Genomic DNA, 20,883 nt, shown 5'->3' on the forward strand with positions numbered 1-20,883 from the left:
ATGCGCCTGTTTCGCTCACTGACCTTGTTGATGACGCTGTTAATGTCGTTGCTCGCCTCGACGGCGTTTGCCGATGATCTGTATCAGGTTGAAATGATTCTGGTGCGGCAAAACGCCGTGCCCGCCATCGTCAGCCGCGCCGCGCCGGAAGACTGGGACGCCGGTGCCCAACGCATCAGCCCCGACAGCTTTCGCACGCCGAGCCTTAATCCCGAAGTGGAAAAACTCAGTGCCAGCAACAACTACACGGTGTTGCTGCACAAGGCCTGGCAACAGAATCTGGGCGAAGAAGCCAGCAAAGTTGCGATCAGCGAAGGCACCGAGCAGTTTGGCCAGTTCCCGATCGAGGGCACGCTGAATCTGAAACTGGGGCGCTTCACTGACGTCGACGCTGATTTTTGGGTCAATCAGATTGATGCCAACGGCCTGGTCACCGCCAGCGAACGCCTGAAGCAGGAAAGCCACACCAAGAACGGCCAACTGAACTTCCTCGACAACGGCCACCTGGGCCTGCTGATCAAGATCACTTCGCTGACCACCCCTGCGCCTCGGCCAGTCCCCGATGTAATTCCGGACTGATATGCCCCCGACCCTGAGCAAACCCCTGGCAACATCCTGGGTCAGCCGATTCAAGGAACAGAGCCTGGAGCGTGGCCGTCGCTACGCGCTGGAGAACCGCGTCAGGATCGTCGAGGTCGGCGACGCCACCATCACCGCCAGTTGCGAAGGCTCTGGCGGTAATGTTTACCGTCAGACCATTCGCCTGCGCGAGTCGGCCAAAGGCACCTTGCTGATGATCGACGCCACGTGCACTTGCCCGGTTCACAGCAACTGCAAACATTGCGCGGCGGTGTTGCTGCAAGTGCAGGAAACCCTCGCGTACCCGGCCGCGGCAAAAGACGCCGAACTGCTGGAAAAACTTCAGGCCGTACTGGAAAACCGTAGCCCGAAAGCGCCGCCACAAGTGTTGGTGGACAACGTGCAACCGGTGCCGCGCCTGTGGCTGGCGAGCATCGAGTTCAGTGCTTTCGAACCGCGCAACGGCAAGATGCAGCGTTACATCCAGCATCGCGCGGCGCTGTCCTTCAGCTATCTGGATGAATACGTCAGCGGACAGAAGAACGCTGACATCCTGATTCGCCAGGAAACCCAGACGTTACGGATAAAACGTCACCCGGAAGTCGAACAAACCTACAGAGAACAGCTGCGAATCCTCGGTTTCAAAATCGCTACCCGACAAAGCAAGGCCTTGCCGGAAAGTGCCGGCGAACTCTACGAGATGGTCAACGACAGCGCCTGGCTGACCTTCACCCTCAACGAGCTGCCGAAGCTGCGCACCCAGGGCTGGGAGTTGCAGATCGACGAGGATTTCGGTTTCGACCTGACCGCCGTGGACGACTGGTACGCCACTGTCGAGCAGGCACCGGAGCGCGACTGGTTCGACCTGGAACTGGGGATCATCGTCAACGGCGAACGCCTGAGCCTGCTGCCGATCCTGTTGAACCTGATGCGTTCCCACACCGAGATCCTCAACCCGGAACGGCTCGCCCGGCGCCGTGACGACGAACTGATCCTGGTGAACATCCCGCAACGCCGCAGCACCGACCAAGGCCCGTTGCAGGTCGCCCTGCCCTTCGGCCGCTTGAAACCGGTGCTGGCCACCCTCGGCGAGTTTTATCTGCAAGAGCCCGGCGAAACCACGCTGCGCTTGAGCAAGGCCGACGCCACGCGACTGAATCCGCTGGAAGGCCTGCCGCTGCTCTGGGAAGGTGGCGAACAGATCCGCACCTTTGCCCAACGCTTGCGAGACATCAAGGACCACACCGCGCAAGCGCCCGAAGGTTTGAATGCCACCTTGCGCCCGTACCAGCTGGAAGGCCTGAGCTGGATGCAGTCGTTACGGCAACTGGAAGTCGGCGGGATTCTCGCGGACGACATGGGTCTGGGTAAAACCCTACAGACTCTGGCGCACGTTCTCAGCGAAAAGAATGCCGGGCGCCTCGATCGACCGTGCATGGTGGTCATGCCCACCAGCCTGATCCCCAATTGGCTCGACGAAGCCGCGCACTTCACGCCGCAGCTCAAAGTGCTGGCATTGTACGGTGCCAGTCGCAAAAAACATTTCGAGAACCTGGCCGATTACGACCTGATTCTGACCACCTATGCGCTGCTGCCCAAGGATGTCGAACGCCTGTCCGCGCAGCCGTTGCACGTACTGGTGCTGGATGAAGCGCAGTACATCAAGAACCCCAACAGCAAGGCCGCCCATGCAGCCCGAGAGCTGAATGCTCGCCAGCGTCTGTGCCTGAGCGGCACGCCGCTGGAAAACCATTTAGGTGAGCTGTGGTCACTGTTTCACTTCCTGCTGCCCGGCTGGCTCGGTGACGTGAAAAGCTTCAACCGCGATTACCGCGTTCCGATTGAAAAACGCGCAAGCGAAGTACGACTTCAGCACCTGAACGGTCGGATCAAACCGTTCCTGCTGCGCAGAACCAAGGAACAGGTGGCCACCGAACTGCCACCGAAAACCGAGATCATTCATTGGGTCGAGCTCAACGAAGCCCAACGCGATGTGTACGAAACCATGCGCCTGGCCATGGACAAGAAAGTCCGCGACGAGATCACCCGCAAGGGCGTGGCGCGCAGCCAGATCATCATTCTTGAGGCGCTACTGAAGCTGCGTCAGGTGTGTTGCGATTTGCGCCTGGTCAACGATGCCGCCCTGCCCGCCCGCGGCAGTACCTCCGGCAAGCTCGACAGCCTGATGGAAATGCTTGAGGAACTGTTCGAAGAAGGTCGGCGGATTCTGCTGTTTTCGCAGTTCACCTCAATGCTGTCATTGATCGAGGACGAGCTGAAAAAACGCGACGTTGCCTATGCGATCCTGACCGGACAGACCCGCGACCGACGCACCCCGGTGAAGGAGTTCCAGAGCGGCAAGCGTCAGATCTTTCTGATTAGCTTGAAGGCCGGCGGTGTAGGACTGAACCTGACCGAAGCGGATACGGTGATTCACTACGACCCTTGGTGGAATCCGGCGACGGAAAATCAGGCGACGGATCGTGCGTATCGCATTGGTCAGGAGAAACCGGTGTTCGTCTACAAGATGATTGCCAGGGGCACGGTAGAAGAGAAGATTCAGCATCTGCAGAAGGAAAAATCCGATCTGGCCGCAGGCGTGCTGGATGGACGCAAGACCGGGGACTGGAAATTGCAAAGCGATGATATTGAGGCGTTGTTTGCGCCGTTGCCGGAAAAAATCGACAAGTAGCGTAGATATGTAGATCGCCTTCGCGGGCAAGCCTCGCTCCTACACGATTTGTGTTGATCACACCATTGTGGCTGTACACATTTCTGTAGGAGCGAGGCTTGCCCGCGAAAGGAACAACTCGGTAATGAGCCAGACTCAGCCCTTCAACACCCGCGCCAACGTCGACTTAACCTTGCCCATTCCGTCATGCAATGCCTGTTCGATCTCGGCCATGGTGATCACCGCTGTCGACTTGCCCGCCGCCGGGTTCACCACCAGCGCCAGGCAGGCATAATCCAGTTCCAGTTCACGCGCCAGTGCCGCTTCCGGCATCCCGGTCATGCCGACGATGTCGCAACCGTCACGTTCCAGCCTTGCGATTTCAGCGACAGTTTCCAGACGTGGCCCCTGGGTGCAGGCGTACACGCCATGGCTGCTGTAGCCAACGCCTTCAGCCGCCAACGCCGCGATCAACTGCTGGCGCAGGGGTTCGCTGTAGGGATAGCTGAAGTCGATGTGTGTGACGTGCTCCAAGTCATCGGCGAAATAGGTGTGTTCGCGACCACTGGTGTAGTCGATCAATTGATGCGGCACGCAAAAATGCCCGGTGCCCATCGCGGCATGAATCCCACCCACCGCGTTGACCGCAAGAATCGCTTCGGCACCAGCCTGCTTCAAGGCCCACAGGTTGGCGCGGTAGTTCACCTGATGCGGTGGAAAACGGTGTGGGTGCCCGTGACGCGCGAGAAACAGCACTTCCTTGCCTGCGTATTCACCGATCTGCACCTCGGCCGAAGGCGCGCCGTAGGGAGTGTCCACCGCCAATGACTGACGAATGCTCAAGCCTTCGAGTTGAGTCAGGCCGGTGCCACCGATAATCGCGTAAACCGTCATAACGAAAAGTCCTTAATCAATCAATTGAGCTTCTTTGAGCGCGCCGATGGCCGTCAGCCAGCGCGGGTCTTGACGGTATTCGGTGTTGGCGTACGCCTGCCCACGCATCCGCGCAATACGCGCCGAAGGTTTGACCTTCAAACGCTGGGCGGCGCTCAAGGCCAGCTCGGCAGCCGCACGATCGTTACACACCAGGCCCATGTCGCAACCGGCAGTCAATGCCGCTTCGATGCGACTGGCGGCATCGCCAACCACGTGGGCACCGGCCATCGACAGGTCGTCACTGAAGATCACGCCATCGAATTGCAGCTCGCCGCGCAGGATGTCCTGCAGCCAGCGACGGGAGAAACCTGCAGGCTGGGAATCGACTTGTGGATAAATCACGTGGGCCGGCATGACGGCGGCCAGTTGCTTGCTCAGTCGCGCGAACGGCACCAGGTCGTTGGCGCGGATCTCGTCGAGGCTGCGTTCGTCGTTGGGAATCGCGACGTGGGAATCGGCCTCGGCCCAGCCATGACCGGGGAAATGCTTGCCGGTGGCAGCCATCCCGGCGCTGTTCATGCCGCGGATGAATGCACCAGCGAGCAGAGCGGCACGCTCGGGATCACCTTCGAACGACCGAGTGCCGACCACCGCACTGCGCTGGTAATCCAGGTCCAGCACCGGGGCGAAACTCAGGTCGAGACCGACCGCCAGCACTTCAGTCGCCATGATCCAGCCGCACTGTTCGGCCAGGTATTCGGCATTCGGATTGTCGGCGATGGCGCGCATGGCTGGCAGCCGCACGAAGCCCTGACGCAGTCGCTGAACCCGACCGCCCTCCTGGTCCACCGCCAGCAGCAGATCAGGGCGAATGGCACGGATCGCGGCGCTCAACTCGCGCACCTGGCGCGGATGTTCGATGTTGCGGGCAAAAATGATCAGGCCGCCCACTTCGGGTTGGCGCAACAATTGGCGATCTTCAGCCGTCAGCCAGGTACCGGCGACGTCCACCATCAACGAGCCTTGCAGGCCAGCAGTCATAGAGATTCCTTGATAACGATAAACCCGGCTCGCACGAATTCGCCGCCATGGGATGTGCCCGGCAGGTCGGCGATATTAATGAGGAGCGGGTTCAGAACGAGAGTCGGCATGGGCGGCTAGCTTAGCGGATGTCAGCTACCGCGCCCACCCGTGTGGTTAAACCTTGGCGGCCACCGGTGCCGATTTGCTGCGCGGACGCAACTGCGCGGTGGCCATGGCCGTGTCGGTGACGCCGGTTTCGGCACGCATGCCAGCGGCCAGGAACGGCACCATCAGACGCATCACCTGCTCGATGGAAGTGTTGACGCCGAAATCGGTCTCGGCAATCGCGCGCAAGGCCTTGATCCCCGACATGCTGAACGCCGCGGCACCGAGCATGAAGTGCACGCGCCAGAACAGTTCGATCGGGGGAATGCGCGGCGCGGCCTCGTTGACCAGCATCATGTAGCGGCGGAACACCTTGCCGTACATATCTTCCAGATAACGACGCAAGTGCCCTTGGCTTTGACTGAACGCCAGCCCAAGCAAGCGCATGAAGATCGACAGGTCATTGCCGCTGCGTGGCTGCACCACCAGAGCTTGCTCGACGAGGATTTCCAGCAGCTCTTCAAGGGTCGGTTTGTTGTCGGGCTTGGCCTGACGGCGCTCCAGCTCTTTATCGAGACTGAGGCAGAACGGCCCGAGAAAACGCGAAAAGACCGCCTGAATCAGCGCCTTCTTCGACCCGAAGTGATAGTTCACCGCTGCCAGATTGACACCGGCCTTGCTGGTGATCAAACGCAATGAGGTTTCAGCGAAACCCTTTTCCGCGAACAACTGCTCGGCAGCATCGAGAATGCGTTCAACGGTTTCCGACTGGGCCATGGTTACTCCGCCTGACAAACACTTGTTTGAAACATACGTTTCAGCCCAGGCCTTGTCAAGTCTGGCGGTTCGTTTTTGGAATGGTCGGTCAGTTATTTAACCATACAACAGTAGCGCTTCAATCAGTGAGCAAAATGACCGTCCAGCGGCCGGCAAAAAAAGGGGCATTGCCAAGACCGATTCACTGTATATAATCCCAGTCACTGTATAAAAAGACAGAGCGATCAATATGCTAAAGCTGACGCCACGCCAAGCAGAGATTCTGGCCTTCATCAAACGCTGCCTCGAAGACAACGGCTACCCGCCGACCCGCGCGGAAATCGCTCAGGAACTGGGCTTCAAGTCGCCCAACGCGGCGGAAGAACATCTCAAGGCACTGGCCCGCAAGGGTGCGATCGAAATGACCCCCGGCGCCTCCCGCGGTATTCGCATCCCTGGCTTCGAAGCCAAGGCCGACGAGTCCAGCTTGCCGATCATCGGCCGAGTGGCTGCAGGTGCGCCGATCCTCGCCCAGCAGCACGTCGAAGAGTCCTGCAACATCAACCCTTCGTTCTTCCACCCTCGCGCTGACTATCTGCTGCGGGTCCATGGTATGAGCATGAAGGACGTCGGCATTTTCGACGGAGATCTGTTGGCCGTCCATACCACCCGTGAAGCCCGCAACGGCCAGATCGTGGTGGCGCGGATTGGCGACGAAGTAACCGTCAAACGCTTCAAGCGCGACGGCAGCAAGGTCTGGCTGATTGCCGAAAACCCTGAATTCGCCCCTATCGAAGTCAACCTGAAAGATCAGGAACTGGTCATCGAAGGCTTGAGTGTCGGCGTGATTCGCCGCTAAAGGAGGCTTTATGCAGTTCCCACACACCTCACAGCAAGCCCAACTGCCGTTGTTCGAGGCATTCATGGCACAACCGCTGGCGCCGATCCTGAAAGACGTGGTCGAATCGCCCTGGGGCACCGAGCCCGAAGTCTTCAGCGAGCTGTCACTGCGTGGCGCGGCCGGGAACTGCCTGAACCTTCTGGCGCCTATTCTCAGGGAACTGAGTCAGGACCAGGATGCACGCTGGCTGACACTGATCGCCCCACCCGCCAGCCTGACCCAAGCCTGGTTGCGGGACGCCGGCCTGAACCGTGAACGCATTCTGCTGCTGCAACCGCGCGGCACACAGAGCGCTCAGCAGTTGACCTGTGAAGCCTTGCGACTTGGCCGCAGTCATACGGTCGTCAGCTGGCTAAACCCATTGAGCACATCGTCACGGCAACAGCTGATCAACGCCGCCCGTACCGGGGATGCGCAAAGCCTGAATATTCGACTGGGTTGACGGACAAACACTGTGTGCGCTGAACAGCGCGGGGCTTCTCCAAGGATAGAGAAGCCGATCTGTAGAGGTACCCGCAGAATCCGACGGACGGGGATCAATGAAGAATCCGTGGTCCCTGTTCTTTATCAAACTCGCCTTCAACCAGGCGTCCTGCCATCTGAACACCGACACTCAACATCGCCTTGGCGACTTCCACATGCTGGCCTTGCAGGAAAACCTTGGCATCCTCGGAGAAATCCAAAGTAACCAGAGAACCCTCGTCCTCGGCCCTGCGCAGCTCGATTCGGCCGTCTGGTAACTCGACAATTTCTAGAAAGGACGTTGGCATAAAGGTCTGTTCTCCACGAAAGGCGGGGATTATATAGGCATCAGCCAAGCTTCGCTCGGGATCTTGACCAAATGCCATCACGAAGAGAAATTTCTGACAACGCTCTTCCTTGAGCGGACCCTTCCCTAAATACTCAATCCTTCAGCACTCGTTCAACCCCTCGCGAAACCGAATCGCCAGACCTTTCAGGTTCTGACGCCAGCTCTCAAGCTCTTCCCGGCTCAGTTCGTCAGGCGCCTCCTCTTCATCCAGATTAACGGCCTGGATCAGCGGCTGCGTCACATCGCCTTTGGGCTTGTGCGGAGCGCTAGGCGGTTGAAAAAGCGCCGCATGGGCTGCCAGCAGTTTCGCTAGCCAGGTTTCAGGGTTTTGCGCCAACTCGACCATCTCGGCCATTTCCGGAATAGCGATGGTTTCGAGCACTTCGCGGGTCAGCAGCATCTCTGCCCGCGGCGCATTGGCCTGAGGCAAACGATAGAAACCGGCGATTTCATGGCACAGCCCCAACAGCGCACCATACAAATGAAACAACGCCGATTCGCGCCCGGCCTGAATCAGCGCCAGGGAGTTCATCGCCCGCCCCTCTTCGGCTTTGGCGAGCGCTTCCAGCGACAGACCGGCGAAATAAATCTTCTGGTTGGTACGGGTATAGAGTTCGTGGGCCATGACGGCAGCCTCCACAACGAAATAATTGCTTCACGCAGGTCAGACAGTGTCGTGGATCACCTCCGCTTCCCGCAAGCCCAAAACAAAAGGCCGCATGAAAACCCGAGGGTTGTCATGCGGCCTTTTGTCTACAGGGCCTTTTAAGCCTTGGCTGATGGACGCTTGTCTTCAACCGTCCACTTACCGCCGTCGTAATACGCCTTCCAGCCAGTCGGTTTACCGTCGACCTCAGTCTGCACGTACTGCTCTTTGGTCTTGCGACTGTAACGGATCACGGCAGGAAGGCCGTCCGGATCTTTTTTCGGTGCTTCGCAAAGGAAATGGTACTTCGGATCGATCTCATCCTTGTGCGGCACGATCTCCATGACCAATGGTGCACGGGTCTCGCGGTTTTTCGGGAACTGGCTGGCCGCCAGGAACAGCCCGGAAGCACCGTCGCGCAGGATGTAGGTGTCGTTGACCTTTTCGCATTTCAGCTCAGGCATCTTCACCGGGTCCATCTTCGGCGGCGCCGCGTCACCGCTTTTCAGCAGTTTGCGGGTGTTCTTGCACGTCGCGTTGGTGCAACCGAAGAATTTGCCGAAACGGCCAGTCTTGAGCTGCATCTCGCTGCCACACTTGTCGCATTCCAGGCTCGGACCTTCATAACCCTTGATGCGATAGGTGCCCTCTTCGATTTCGTAGCCTGCGCAATCCGGGTTGTTACCGCAGATGTGCAGCTTGCGCTTTTCGTCGAGCAGGTAAGCGTCCATGGCCGTGCTGCAGATCGGGCAGCGATGCTTGCCACGCAGAACCAGAGATTCGGATTCACCCTCGTCGTCCGCGGCGATTTCATCACCGGGCACCAGATTGACCGTGGCCTTGCAGCGCTCTTTCGGCGGCAGGCTGTAGCCCGAGCAACCGAGGAACACACCGGTCGATGCAGTACGAATCTGCATCGGACGACCGCACAGCACGCACGGAATATCAGTCATTACCGGCTGGTTGGCGCGCATGCCGCCTTCGGCGCTCTCGGCCACTTCGAGTTTTTTCTTGAAGTCGCCGTAGAACTCGTCGAGCACGTTCTTCCAGTCGCGTTCGCCCTGCGCCACGTCATCGAGGTTCTCTTCCATGCCGGCGGTGAAGCCGTAGTCCATGAGATTGGAGAAACTCTCGGCCAGACGTTCGGTGACGATGTCGCCCATCTTTTCCGAATAGAAACGACGGTTGTGCAACGCCACGTAGCCGCGATCCTGGATGGTCGAAATGATCGCTGCGTAGGTCGAAGGACGACCAATGCCGCGTTTTTCCATCTCCTTTACCAGGCTGGCTTCCGAGTAACGCGCCGGCGGCTTGGTGAAGTGCTGGGTCGGATCAAGCTTGATCAGCTTCATCGCGTCGCCCTGGGCCATGTCCGGCAGCACGTCGTCATCGCCAGGTTTGGCAATTTGCGGCATAACACGGGTGTAACCGTCGAATTTCAGAATGCGGCCCTTGGCACGCAGCTCGAAGTCACCGGCACCGACGGTGACCGTGGTCGACAGGTATTGGGCCGGCAGCATCTGGCACGCCAGGAACTGGCGCCAGATCAGCTCGTAAAGCCGCTCGGCATCACGCTCCATGCCCGACAGCTTGCTTGGCTCGGTATTGGCGTCGGACGGACGAATCGCTTCGTGAGCCTCTTGTGCGCCTTCCTTGCTGCTGTAGACGTTCGGGGTTTCCGGCAGATATTTCTTGCCGAATTCACCGTCGATATAAGTACGCGCCATCGTCACGGCATCGGCCGAGAGGTTGGTGGAGTCGGTACGCATATAAGTGATGTAGCCGGCTTCGTACAAACGCTGGGCCATCATCATGGTTTTCTTCACACCGAAGCCCAGGCGGTTGCTCGCGGCTTGCTGCAGGGTGGAGGTGATGAACGGTGCCGACGGCTTGCTGCTGGTCGGTTTGTCTTCGCGCTTGACGATGCTATAGCTGGAAGCCTTGAGCTTTTCCAGCGCGGCCATGGCCTGGGCTTCGTTGAGCGGCTTGAAGGCTTCGCCTTTCTCGCGGGCCACGTCGAAGCGCACAGTCGCGCCCTTGGTAGTGCCGAGGTCAGCATGAACTTCCCAGTACTCTTCCGGGTTGAACGCGCGGATTTCACGCTCACGCTCGACCACCAGCTTCACGGCAACCGATTGCACGCGACCGGCGGACAAGCCACGGGCGACCTTGGCCCACAGCAGCGGCGAAACCATGTAACCCACCACGCGGTCGAGGAAACGCCGCGCCTGCTGGGCGTTTACACGGTCGATGTCCAGCTCGCCCGGTTTGGAGAAGGCTTCCTGAATCGCCTTCTTGGTGATTTCGTTGAACACCACGCGCTTGTAGCGGCTGTCGTCACCACCGATGGCTTCGCGCAGGTGCCAGGCAATGGCTTCCCCCTCGCGATCCAAGTCGGTTGCGAGATAGATGGTGTCAGCATCTTTAGCGAGCCGGCGCAGCTCTTCGATGACCTTTTCCTTGCCCGGGAGGATCTCGTACTTGGCTTTCCAGCCATGATCGGGATCGACACCCATGCGCGAGACCAGCTGCTTGCGCGCTTTCTCTTTCGGCGTGAGCACCGGACCTTCACCTGCAGCGGCCTTGCCACGCTTGGCGGCAGGCTCTTTGCTGGCGCTAGCCGAACCGCTGGTGGGCAGGTCTCGGATATGGCCGATACTCGACTTCACCACGTATTGGTTACCCAGATACTTGTTGATGGTCTTGGCCTTAGCCGGGGATTCCACAATGACCAGCGATTTGCCCATGGATCAGAAAATTCCTGAATTCTAGAAGTGAAAGGCGGTTGGCGCCTGACGCGGCACCGCTATATATAGTGGCTACAAGGTGAGGTCAAGCGCAGGGTTTTGCGCGCACTCAGCTTATGGCTTGGAAAAAAGGCTCGGTTCGGCTTGCACCAAAGCAAAGCGTGGCACCTGTTCGCCGTCAACCTCGACCGACTCCAGGAACATGCTCAAGGGACGCACCCAAAAGCCGTAATCGCCATACAGGGCTTGGTAGAAGACCACTTCTTCTTCGGTTTCCGAATGCCGCGCAATACTGAATACACGGTACTGCGGACCTTTGTAATGTTGGTAGAGCCCAGGTTGTATCGGCATGGTTTGGCCCTCGCTCAAATCTTTTCAAAATAAAAACAAAAATAAATTCAGAAAAACAAAAACCGGGGCACTTGGCCCCGGCTTCCTTCGACGAAACGCTTAAACGCGTTCGAAGACGGTGGAGATGCCTTGGCCGAGACCAATGCACATGGTGGCTACCCCGAAGGTACCGCCATTTTGCTTCATCACGTTCAGCAGAGTGCCGGAGATACGCGCACCAGAGCAACCGAATGGGTGTCCCAGGGCAATCGCGCCGCCGTGCAGGTTAACCTTCTCGTTCATCTTGTCGAGTACTTTCAAATCTTTCAGCACTGGCAGGGCCTGTGCGGCGAAAGCTTCGTTGAGCTCGAAGAAGTCGATATCGTTGATGCCGAGACCCGCGCGCTTCAGTGCTTTTTGTGTAGCCGGTACTGGACCATAGCCCATGATTGCCGGGTCTACACCTGCCACCGCCATCGAACGAATCACCGCCATAGGCTGAATGCCCAGGTCCTGTGCACGCTGCGCCGACATCACGATCATGCACGAAGCACCATCGGTGATTTGCGACGAAGTACCGGCCGTCACGGTGCCGCCCTTGGGATTGAACGCTGGCTTCAGAGCCGCCAGGCTTTCCAGGGTAGTTTCCGGACGAATGGTTTCATCGTAGTCGAACAGTTTCAGGAAACCGTTCTCGTCGTAACCCTGCATCGGGATGATTTCGTCTTTGAACTTGCCTTCCAGCGTCGCTTTATGAGCGAGCTGGTGGGAGCGCACGCCGAAAGCGTCCTGTTGTTCGCGACTAATGCCGTGCATTTTACCCAGCATTTCAGCGGTCAAACCCATCATGCCCGAGGCCTTTGCCGCGTACAGGGACATATGCGGGTTCGGATCGACACCGTGCATCATGCTCACGTGGCCCATATGCTCGACGCCGCCGACGACGAATACGTCACCGTTGCCGGTCATGATCGCTTGCGCGGCAGTGTGCAGTGCGCTCATCGACGAACCACACAGACGGCTGACGGTCTGGCCGGCAGCAGTGTGGGGGATCTGAGTCATCAGGGACGCCATGCGGGCGATGTTCCAGCCCTGCTCCAGGGTCTGGTTTACACAGCCCCAGATCACGTCTTCGACTTCGTTCGGGTCGACCTTGACGTTGCGTTCCAACAATTTGCTGATCAGGTGCGCCGACATGTCTTCGGCGCGGGTGTTGCGGTGCATGCCGCCCTTGGAGCGGCCCATCGGCGTACGACCGAAGTCGACAATCACGACGTCTCTAGGATTCAAGCTCATATACTTTCACTCTCGCTCTAGTGTGGGCGCTTAACCGAAGAAGCTCTGGCCGTTTTTGGCCATTTCACGCAGCTTCGCGGTCGGGTGGTACAGCGCGCCCAAATCAGCGTACTGGTCAGCCAGGGCAACGAACTCTGCAACACCGATCGAGTCGATGTAGCGCAGCGCACCGCCACGGAATGGAGGGAAACCAATACCGTAGACCAGACCCATGTCGGCTTCGGCGGCGGTTTCGACGATGCCGTCTTCCAGGCAACGCACGGTTTCCAGGCACAGCGGGATCATCATCCAGTTGATGATGTCTTCGTCAGTGACTTCCAGCTGTTGGAACACGATCGGCTTGAGCACTTCCAGCACCGAAGGATCGGCGACTTTCTTCTGCTTGCCGCGCTTGTCGGTCTCGTAGGCGTAGAAACCCTTGCCGTTCTTCTGGCCCAGGCGCTTGGCTTCGTAGAGCACGTCGACGGCCGAACGGCGATCGTCCTTCATGCGGTCCGGGAAGCCTTCAGCCATGACATCACGACCATGGTGACCGGTGTCGATGCCGACCACGTCCATCAGGTACGCCGGGCCCATCGGCCAGCCGAATTTTTCCATGACCTTGTCGATGCGGACGAAGTCCACACCGGCGCTGACCAGTTTGGCGAAACCGCCGAAGTACGGGAACAGCACGCGGTTGACCAAAAAGCCCGGGCAGTCGTTGACCACGATCGGGTTCTTGCCCATTTTCTTGGCGTAGGCAACGGTGGTGGCAACGGCCACTTCGCTGGACTTCTCGCCACGGATCACCTCAACCAGCGGCATCATATGCACCGGGTTGAAGAAGTGCATGCCGACGAAGTTTTCCGGACGCTTGAGGGCTTTGGCCAACAAGGTGATGGAAATGGTCGAGGTGTTGGACGCGAGGATGGTGTCCTCTTTGACCTTGCCTTCGACTTCGGCCAGCACGGCTTGTTTGACCTTAGGGTTCTCGACAACGGCTTCAACAACCAGGTCGACGTGACCGAAATCACCGTAGGACAGGGTCGGACGAATGCCATTGAGCACTTCAGCCATTTTGGCCGGGGTCATGCGACCTTTATCAACGCGGCCCACCAGCAGCTTGGCGGCTTCAGCCAGACCTTGCTCGATGCCGTGCTCGTTGATGTCCTTCATCAGGATCGGCGTACCTTTGGAGGCCGACTGATAAGCGATACCGCCACCCATGATGCCGGCGCCCAATACAGCGGCCTGCTTCACGTCTTTGGCGATTTCGTCGTAGGCCTTGGCCTTTTTCTTCAGTTCCTGATCGTTCAGGAACAGACCGATCAAGCTCTGTGCGGCAGAGGTCTTGGCCAGTTTGACGAAACCGGCGGCTTCGACTTCCAGCGCCTTGTCGCGACCGAAGTTCGCGGCTTTCTGGATGGTCTTGATCGCTTCGACCGGCGCCGGGTAGTTCGGGCCCGCTTGACCGGCCACGAAACCTTTGGCGGTTTCGAACGACATCATTTGTTCGATGGCGTTAAGCTTGAGCTTTTCGAGCTTCGGCTGACGCTTGGCCTTGTAGTCAAACTCACCGGAGATGGCGCCCTTGATCAGATTCAGCGCCGCTTCCTGCAACTTCTCCGAAGCGACCACGGCGTCGACGGCACCGACTTTCAACGCGTCTTCAGCGCGGTTTTCCTTACCGGCGGCAATCCACTCGATGGCGTTGTCGGCACCGATGATACGCGGCAAACGCACAGTACCGCCGAAGCCCGGGTAGATGCCCAGTTTGACTTCCGGCAAACCGATTTTGGCGGTGCTGGCCATGACACGGAAATCTGCCGCCAGGCACATTTCCAGACCGCCGCCCAGTGCGATGCCATTGATCGCGGCGACAGTCGGGACGTTGAGGTCTTCGAAATCGCTGAAAATCTTGTTGGCTTCGAGGTTGCCAGCAACAAGCTCTGCATCCGGCAGCTTGAAGTTGTCGACGAATTCGGTGATGTCGGCGCCGACGATGAACACGTCCTTGCCACTGCTGACGATCACACCCTTGATCGAAGCATCTGCCTTGATGGTGTCTACCGCCTGACGCAATTCGTTCAGGGTAAGACGGTTGAACTTGTTGACGGACTCACCCTTGAGGTCGAATTTCAATTCGACGATGCCACTTTCAAGAGCCTTAACCGTGATGGCTTTACCTTCGTAAATCATCAACTGATCTCCACGATATGGAAGCTGAACAGTACACGTCGGACGCAGGCGACTGGTTTGGCAGGGACGCTTATCGTCGATGCTAACGCCAATTCACCCGGCACACCCGCCAACGCGATAGTCGGGATTCTGTAGGAGCGATGTGTAATACAAACGCTCAATTCATACGCCCGTTTGATTTGGGTATGTCACCTTCACGGAATTTCCGACAATTGTCAATCGCCCAAAACACTGGTTGAAACGCGACTTTCCGGTCACTTCCGTACGACGAAGACCTTCAACACGCCGATCCATGCGAGGCCATTCATAGAATCAATAGTTAGAAAAGTCGCCCTAATTGCCGGCAGCCTGTGTTTAACAAGCTACGCTGGCGGGACCCTGAAGAAAAAACTTGAACGCTTTGACGAATGCCCAGCGTAAGATCAGCCCCACACCGAATTACCGGCCTGCCTGGCCAACCTCAGCCCGATGATGATGTCGGGCTTTTTATTGCCTTCTGTAGCAGCTGCCGAGCCTGCGAGGCTGCGTCCGGCTGCGAAGCAGTCGTAAATCAGGCGCCGTGGTGCATCAGGCTGATCGCGTGCTCAGGGTTTACGACGACTTCGTCGCCGGACGCAGCCTCGCAGACTCGGCAGCTGCTACAGGTCGGGTTCAGGCGAGTGCTTTGAGGGTGGTGTCGATTTGTTGCAAAACAGATGCTTCGCCCTTCTCGCCCCAATACAGGGCAATCATTTGCTTGTCCGCCTCGACCTTGTAGACGTTGGCCGGCAATTTTTCGAAATGATCCAGCAGCGCTCCATCCTCGCAGACCTCCTGCCACTGATTGACCCACACGCCCGGCGCCTTCTGCCAGTAACTCCAGCACGCCGGTTGCGTGCCACGACGCGGCCGGTGGTACTGGGCGCAAGGGCTCGGCGGCTCCTGGCTCAGCCAGTGCGGCCACTCCTGGGGCGCCAGCTGCATGGCAAGGCCAATGCGCCGCGCCTCCATGCGCAGAGCCATGCGCCCGCTCTGAGCGCGAGACGGTCGCAACCAGGCCAGCGGGCTCAGCACCACCAGCAGGATTGACACCACTATCCAGACCGTCATATCTCTACTCCCGATTCTTGATGAGCCCATTGAGTCACTTTGAAACCAATGCGCTTGAAACCAGCCATACTTACCAAATGTTGCAATCCTCAGGAGGAGCACCTCATGCCCTACCACCACATTCTGGTCGCTGTAGATCTAACCGAAGAGTGCGATCCTGTAATCCACCGCGCTCGCGAACTCTCGGTGAGTAATGGCGCGAAGCTGTCCCTGGTGCATATCGTCGAACCGATGGCCATGGCGTTTGGCGGCGACGTGCCAATGGACCTTTCCCAGTTGCAACAGCAACAGTTCGATCAGGCCAAGGAGCGACTTGAGCGATTGATCGTGAAATACCCGGAACTTTCCAAGGAATACAGCCACTTGACCTACGGCCAGCCCCGCCAGGAAATTCACCACCTCGCCAAGGAGCAAACGTGCGACCTGATCGTGGTAGGCAGTCATGGCCGACATGGTCTGGCACTGTTGCTCGGCTCCACCGCCAATGACGTGCTGCACGGCGCGCCTTGCGATGTACTCGCGGTGCGCCTGATCAAAAGCTGACAACACAACACTCATGTGGGAGCGGGCTTGCTCGCGAAGGCGGACATTCAGTCAGCATTGATGTTGAATGTAAGTCCCTCTTCGCGAGCAAGCCCGCTCCCACAGTGAATCCATGTCGGCCAGTAGATCGCATTTCATACGAAAAGCCCGGCGTTCATCACTGAACGCCGGGCTTTTTTATAGCCGGATCAATCAGGCATCCAGCTCGGCCCAGCGCTCGACCATCACGTCGAGTTCAGCCTGCAATTGCTCAAGCTGAGCGATCACCGCAGCCGTCTCGGCAGGAGGACGCTGATAGAAACCGGCATCCGCCATCTGCGCTTCAACCACCACGATCTGCTGCTCCATGGCTTCGATCTGACCTGGCAGGGCTTCCAGCTCACGCTGCAGCTTGTAGCTGAGCTTCTTCTTTGCCACCGTCGCCTCTACCACTGCAGCGACTGGCACGGGTTCAGCAGTGACGACAGCCGAGTTCAGGTCGGCTTTGCCGGACTTGCTCTCGCTTACCCCCAGCAGGCGCGGCGAGCCGCCCTGACGCAGCCAGTCCTGATAACCACCGACGTATTCGCGAACCTTGCCTTCGCCTTCGAAGACCAGGGTGCTGGTGACCACGTTGTCGAGGAATGCCCGGTCGTGACTGACCATCAGCACGGTGCCGTTGAAGGTCAGCAAGACCTCTTCCAGCAGCTCGAGGGTTTCCACGTCCAGGTCGTTGGTCGGTTCGTCGAGTACCAGCAGGTTCGCCGGTTTGCTGAACAGTTTGGCCAGCAACAGACGGGCACGCTCACCACCGGACAGTGCCTTGACCGGCGTGCGGGCGCGCTGCGGGCTGAACAGGAAGTCGCCCAGGTAGCTCAGCACATGACGGCTTTGACCATCGATATCGATGAAGTCGCGACCTTCGGCCACGTTGTCGATCACGGTCTTTTCCAGGTCCAGCTGATGGCGCAACTGGTCGAAGTAGGCCACGTCGATGCGCGTCCCCTCTTCCACTTTGCCGCTGGTCGGCTGCAGGCCGCTGAGCATCAGCTTCAGCAGCGTGGTCTTGCCGGTACCGTTGGCGCCGAGCAGACCGATACGGTCGCCGCGCTGTAGCACCATGGAGAAATCCTTGATCAGGAACGGGCCGCCCGGGTGAGCGAAGCTCACGTTCTCGAGGACCATCACTTGCTTGCCGGACTTGTCGGCGGTATCCAGCTGAATGTTGGCCTTGCCGGTGCGCTCACGACGCTCGCTGCGCTCAACGCGCAAGGCTTTCAGGGCACGGACGCGGCCTTCGTTACGGGTGCGGCGGGCCTTGATACCTTGACGGATCCAGACTTCTTCCTGGGCCAGTTTTTTGTCGAACAGTGCGTTGGCGGTTTCTTCAGCAGCCAGAGTCGCCTCTTTGTGCACGAGGAAGCTGGCGTAGTCGCCGTTCCAGTCGATCAGGCCGCCGCGATCCAGTTCCAGGATGCGGGTCGCGAGGTTCTGCAGGAATGAACGGTCGTGCGTGATGAACAGCACGGCGCCCTGGAAGTCCTTCAGCGCTTCTTCAAGCCAGGCAATAGCACCGATGTCCAAGTGGTTGGTCGGTTCGTCGAGCAGCAGCAGATCGGGTTCGGAAACCAGAGCCTGAGCCAGCAGGACGCGACGACGCCAGCCACCGGACAACTCGGCGAGGGTCTTGTCGGCCGGCAACTGCAGACGGCTCAAGGTGCTGTCGACCAGTTGCTGCAAACGCCAGCCATCACGGGCTTCGAGGTCGTGCTGGACATGCATCAGTTTGTCCAGGTCGGCGTCGGTGACGATGTTCTGGCTCAGGTGGTGATATTGCGCGAGCAGCTCGCCGACACCGTCCAGGCCTTCGGCAACCACGTCGAACACGGTCCGCTCGTCGGCTACCGGCAATTCTTGCGGCAATTCGCCAATCTTTAGGCCAGGTGCGCGCCAAACAGAGCCGTCATCAGGCTTCTGGTCGCCCTTGACGAGCTTCATCATGCTGGACTTGCCAGTGCCATTGCGGCCGATGATGCACACCCGCTCACCACGGGCGATCTGCCAGGACACCTTGTCCAACAACGGCATAGCGCCGAAAGCAAGGGACACATCGCTGAATTTGAGCAGGGTCATGAGCTTCTCCAAAAACCGGGCGCGCATTCTACCTGACTTGAGGCTGCAGAAGGCCGGCAATTTCAATGTCGAAGCACTCTGCACAACAATTGTTGCGAACTTGTGCCGGCAGGTCGGCAAAGCTTTCGCCCGCTGCTGGCAAAAGGCTAAGCTACAGATTATTCAGTGCCGCTCTTGTCGGCACTTGTCATGATTTCTCTGCCCGGACGTCTCATGCGCAGTCGCCTTTTCAATCTTTTTTCGTGTTTGCTTCTTACCGCCGCTGTCGCGCAATCCGCCCAGGCGGTGGACCTGTCCACCCAACGCCAGTATTACGATGAAGCCAAGCGTGCCTTGGCCAAAGGCGATTCCGGCCCTTATTTCCGTTACAGCCAGGCTCTGCGTGATTATCCGCTGGAGCCCTACCTGGCTTATGACGAACTGACCGCGCGGCTAAAAACCGCGAGCAACGCCGAAATCGAGAAATTCCTCGCTGAACACGGTGACCTGCCGCAAGCCAACTGGATGAAATTGCGCTGGCTGCGCTGGCTGACCGAACGCGGCGATTGGGCGACGTTCGTCAAATATTATGACCCCAAGCTCAATTTCACCGAACTGGACTGCCTGAACGCGCAGTATCAGATCAGCCATAACCGCAAGGCCGAGGGCTACGCCAACGCCGACAAACTCTGGCTGACCGGCAAAACCCAGCCCGACGCTTGCGATGGCGCGTTCGGCATGTGGGCCGCCGAGGGTCAACTGACCGAGCAGAAACGCTGGGAACGCACCAAGCTCGCCGCCCAGGCGCGCAATTATCCGCTGGCCAACAGCCTGATCAATGGCCTGACGACACTTGCCCCGCGCGGTCGCCTGCTGGTGGATGTGGCGCAGAAACCCGAGCTGCTCAATCAGCCGTCACGCTTCATCCCGGCCGATGAACCCATGTCCGATATCGTCAGCCTCGGCCTGCGTCGCCTGGCCCGTCAGGATCCGGACAAGGCCATGGCCCTGCTCGACGGTTATGCCAGCAGCATGCATTTCTCCCGTGACGAAAAAGTCGCGATTGCCCGGGAAATCGGCCTGACCCTCGCACGACGCTTCGACAGCCGCGCGCTGGACGTGATGACCAAATACGACCCGGAACTGCGGGACAACACTGTTTCCGAATGGCGCTTGCGCCTGCTGTTGCGTCTGGCCCGCTGGGACGATGCCTATCAGTTGACCCGCCGCCTGCCCCAGGACCTGGCCACCACCAACCGCTGGCGTTACTGGCAGGCTCGCAGCCTGGAGCTGGCGCAGCCGCAAAATCCAGAAGCGCAGACGCTTTACAAAAGCCTGGCTCATGAGCGCGACTTCTACGGTTTCCTGGCGGCCGACCGCTCGCAATCCCCCTATTCGCTTAACAACAAACCGCTGGTGCTCAGCCAGGCGCTGATCAACAAGGTGCGCAATACCCCGGGCGTGCGACGCGCCCTGGAATTCCATGCGCGCGGGCAGATCGTCGACGGTCGTCGCGAGTGGTACCACGTCAGCAGGCACTTCAGCCGTGACGAAATGGTCGCCCAGGCGAAACTGGCTTACGACCTGAAATGGTATTTCCCGGCGATCCGCACCATCAGTCAGGCGAAGTACTGGGACGACCTGGATATCCGCTTCCCGATGGCCCACCGCGAAACCCTGGTCCGTGAAGCCAAGGTCCGTGGCCTGCATTCGAGCTGGGTATTCGCCATCACCCGTCAGGAAAGCGCCTTCATGGCTGATGCGCGCTCCGGTGTCGGCGCCAGCGGCCTGATGCAACTGATGCCCGGCACCGCCAAGGAGACCGCGCGCAAGTTCAGTATTCCCCTGGCCTCACCGCAGCAAGTGTTCGATCCGGACAAGAACATTCAGCTCGGTGCCGCTTACCTGAGCCAGGTCCACAGCCAGTTCAACGGCAACCGCGTCCTCGCCTCCGCCGCCTACAACGCCGGCCCCGGCCGCGTGCGTCAATGGCTGCGCGGCGCCGATCACCTGAGCTTCGATGTGTGGGTAGAAAGCATCCCGTTCGACGAAACCCGGCAGTACGTGCAAAACGTGTTGTCGTACTCGGTAATCTACGGCCAGAAGCTCAACTCACCACAACCGCTGGTGGATTGGCATGAACGGTATTTCGACGATCAATAACCGCTAATGCCGGCTATGTAGGAGCTGTGTAGGAGCTGTCAAGTGAAACAAGGCTGCGATCTTTTGATCTTCAACTGT

Annotated in this window: 17 protein-coding genes; 6 read left to right on the forward strand and 11 right to left on the reverse strand. The window is 58.8% G+C overall.

The genetic code is table 11. The features are described from left to right. Positions 1-579 (forward strand): CsiV family protein, encoded by a 579-nt coding sequence (locus ACA044_RS20180; protein WP_497442968.1) that lies wholly within the window; start codon positions 1-3, stop codon positions 577-579. 1 nt (position 580) lies between these two features. Further along, positions 581-3,271, forward strand: coding sequence for an SNF2-related protein (locus tag ACA044_RS20185; protein WP_497442969.1), 2,691 nt, complete (start codon positions 581-583; stop codon positions 3,269-3,271). A 135-nt stretch (positions 3,272-3,406) separates the two neighbouring features. Here the strand turns inward: ACA044_RS20185 and ACA044_RS20190 are convergent, their stop codons facing one another. The 3 genes from ACA044_RS20190 to ACA044_RS20200 all read right to left on the reverse strand — a co-directional run bounded on the left by ACA044_RS20190 (position 3,407) and on the right by ACA044_RS20200 (position 6,031). Next, positions 3,407-4,144 (reverse strand): S-methyl-5'-thioinosine phosphorylase, encoded by a 738-nt coding sequence (locus ACA044_RS20190; RefSeq protein ID WP_007991412.1) that lies wholly within the window; start codon positions 4,142-4,144, stop codon positions 3,407-3,409. 12 nt (positions 4,145-4,156) lie between these two features. After that, positions 4,157-5,155 carry a beta-N-acetylhexosaminidase gene (gene nagZ, locus ACA044_RS20195; protein WP_497447273.1) on the reverse strand — a complete coding sequence of 333 codons (999 nt, stop codon included), beginning with the start codon at positions 5,153-5,155 and terminating at the stop codon, positions 4,157-4,159. 168 nt (positions 5,156-5,323) lie between these two features. Further along, positions 5,324-6,031 carry a TetR/AcrR family transcriptional regulator gene (locus ACA044_RS20200; protein ID WP_497442970.1) on the reverse strand — a complete coding sequence of 236 codons (708 nt, stop codon included), beginning with the start codon at positions 6,029-6,031 and terminating at the stop codon, positions 5,324-5,326. 229 nt (positions 6,032-6,260) lie between these two features. On the opposite strand from ACA044_RS20200, the gene lexA reads away from it, so the two are divergent. Continuing rightward, positions 6,261-6,869 (forward strand): transcriptional repressor LexA, encoded by a 609-nt coding sequence (gene lexA, locus ACA044_RS20205; RefSeq protein WP_497442971.1) that lies wholly within the window; start codon positions 6,261-6,263, stop codon positions 6,867-6,869. A gap of 10 nt (positions 6,870-6,879) precedes the next feature. Continuing rightward, positions 6,880-7,353 (forward strand): SOS-induced cell division inhibitor SulA, encoded by a 474-nt coding sequence (gene sulA / locus ACA044_RS20210; RefSeq protein WP_497442972.1) that lies wholly within the window; start codon positions 6,880-6,882, stop codon positions 7,351-7,353. 94 nt (positions 7,354-7,447) lie between these two features. Here the strand turns inward: sulA and ACA044_RS20215 are convergent, their stop codons facing one another. The 7 genes from ACA044_RS20215 to ACA044_RS20245 form a co-directional block, all read right to left on the reverse strand. Further along, complete coding sequence (locus ACA044_RS20215) at positions 7,448-7,681, reverse strand: hypothetical protein (RefSeq protein WP_497447274.1); 234 nt, start codon at positions 7,679-7,681, stop codon at positions 7,448-7,450. Between the two features lie 141 nt (positions 7,682-7,822). Beyond that, positions 7,823-8,347 (reverse strand): DUF6586 family protein, encoded by a 525-nt coding sequence (locus ACA044_RS20220; protein ID WP_497442973.1) that lies wholly within the window; start codon positions 8,345-8,347, stop codon positions 7,823-7,825. Positions 8,348-8,487: 140 nt separating this feature from the next. After that, positions 8,488-11,115, reverse strand: coding sequence for a type I DNA topoisomerase (gene topA, locus ACA044_RS20225; protein WP_497442974.1), 2,628 nt, complete (start codon positions 11,113-11,115; stop codon positions 8,488-8,490). A gap of 114 nt (positions 11,116-11,229) precedes the next feature. Further along, complete coding sequence (locus tag ACA044_RS20230) at positions 11,230-11,466, reverse strand: DUF1653 domain-containing protein (RefSeq protein WP_046047845.1); 237 nt, start codon at positions 11,464-11,466, stop codon at positions 11,230-11,232. 99 nt (positions 11,467-11,565) lie between these two features. Beyond that, a complete protein-coding gene (fadA, locus tag ACA044_RS20235; RefSeq protein WP_123365431.1) occupies positions 11,566-12,741 on the reverse strand; it encodes an acetyl-CoA C-acyltransferase FadA in 1,176 nt (391 codons plus the stop codon). A 30-nt stretch (positions 12,742-12,771) separates the two neighbouring features. Continuing rightward, on the reverse strand, positions 12,772-14,919 hold the full coding sequence (fadB, locus tag ACA044_RS20240; RefSeq protein WP_497442975.1) for a fatty acid oxidation complex subunit alpha FadB: 2,148 nt from the start codon (positions 14,917-14,919) through the stop codon (positions 12,772-12,774). Between the two features lie 651 nt (positions 14,920-15,570). Then, positions 15,571-16,008: a hypothetical protein gene (locus tag ACA044_RS20245; protein WP_497442976.1), complete on the reverse strand. Its 438-nt coding sequence runs from the start codon at positions 16,006-16,008 to the stop codon at positions 15,571-15,573. Positions 16,009-16,113: 105 nt separating this feature from the next. On the opposite strand from ACA044_RS20245, the gene ACA044_RS20250 reads away from it, so the two are divergent. Beyond that, positions 16,114-16,551, forward strand: a complete 438-nt coding sequence (locus tag ACA044_RS20250; RefSeq protein WP_030128421.1) for a universal stress protein — start codon at positions 16,114-16,116, stop codon at positions 16,549-16,551. A 192-nt stretch (positions 16,552-16,743) separates the two neighbouring features. Here the strand turns inward: ACA044_RS20250 and ACA044_RS20255 are convergent, their stop codons facing one another. After that, entirely contained in the window at positions 16,744-18,663 is a 1,920-nt protein-coding gene (locus tag ACA044_RS20255) for an ATP-binding cassette domain-containing protein (protein ID WP_497442977.1), read from the reverse strand. Between the two features lie 213 nt (positions 18,664-18,876). Here ACA044_RS20255 and ACA044_RS20260 point away from each other — a divergent pair, with 213 nt between their 5' ends. After that, positions 18,877-20,805 (forward strand): transglycosylase SLT domain-containing protein, encoded by a 1,929-nt coding sequence (locus ACA044_RS20260; RefSeq protein ID WP_497442978.1) that lies wholly within the window; start codon positions 18,877-18,879, stop codon positions 20,803-20,805. Positions 20,806-20,883 lie beyond the last annotated feature (78 nt).

The sequence above is a fragment of the Pseudomonas sp. LBUM1673 genome (genome assembly GCF_059695645.1).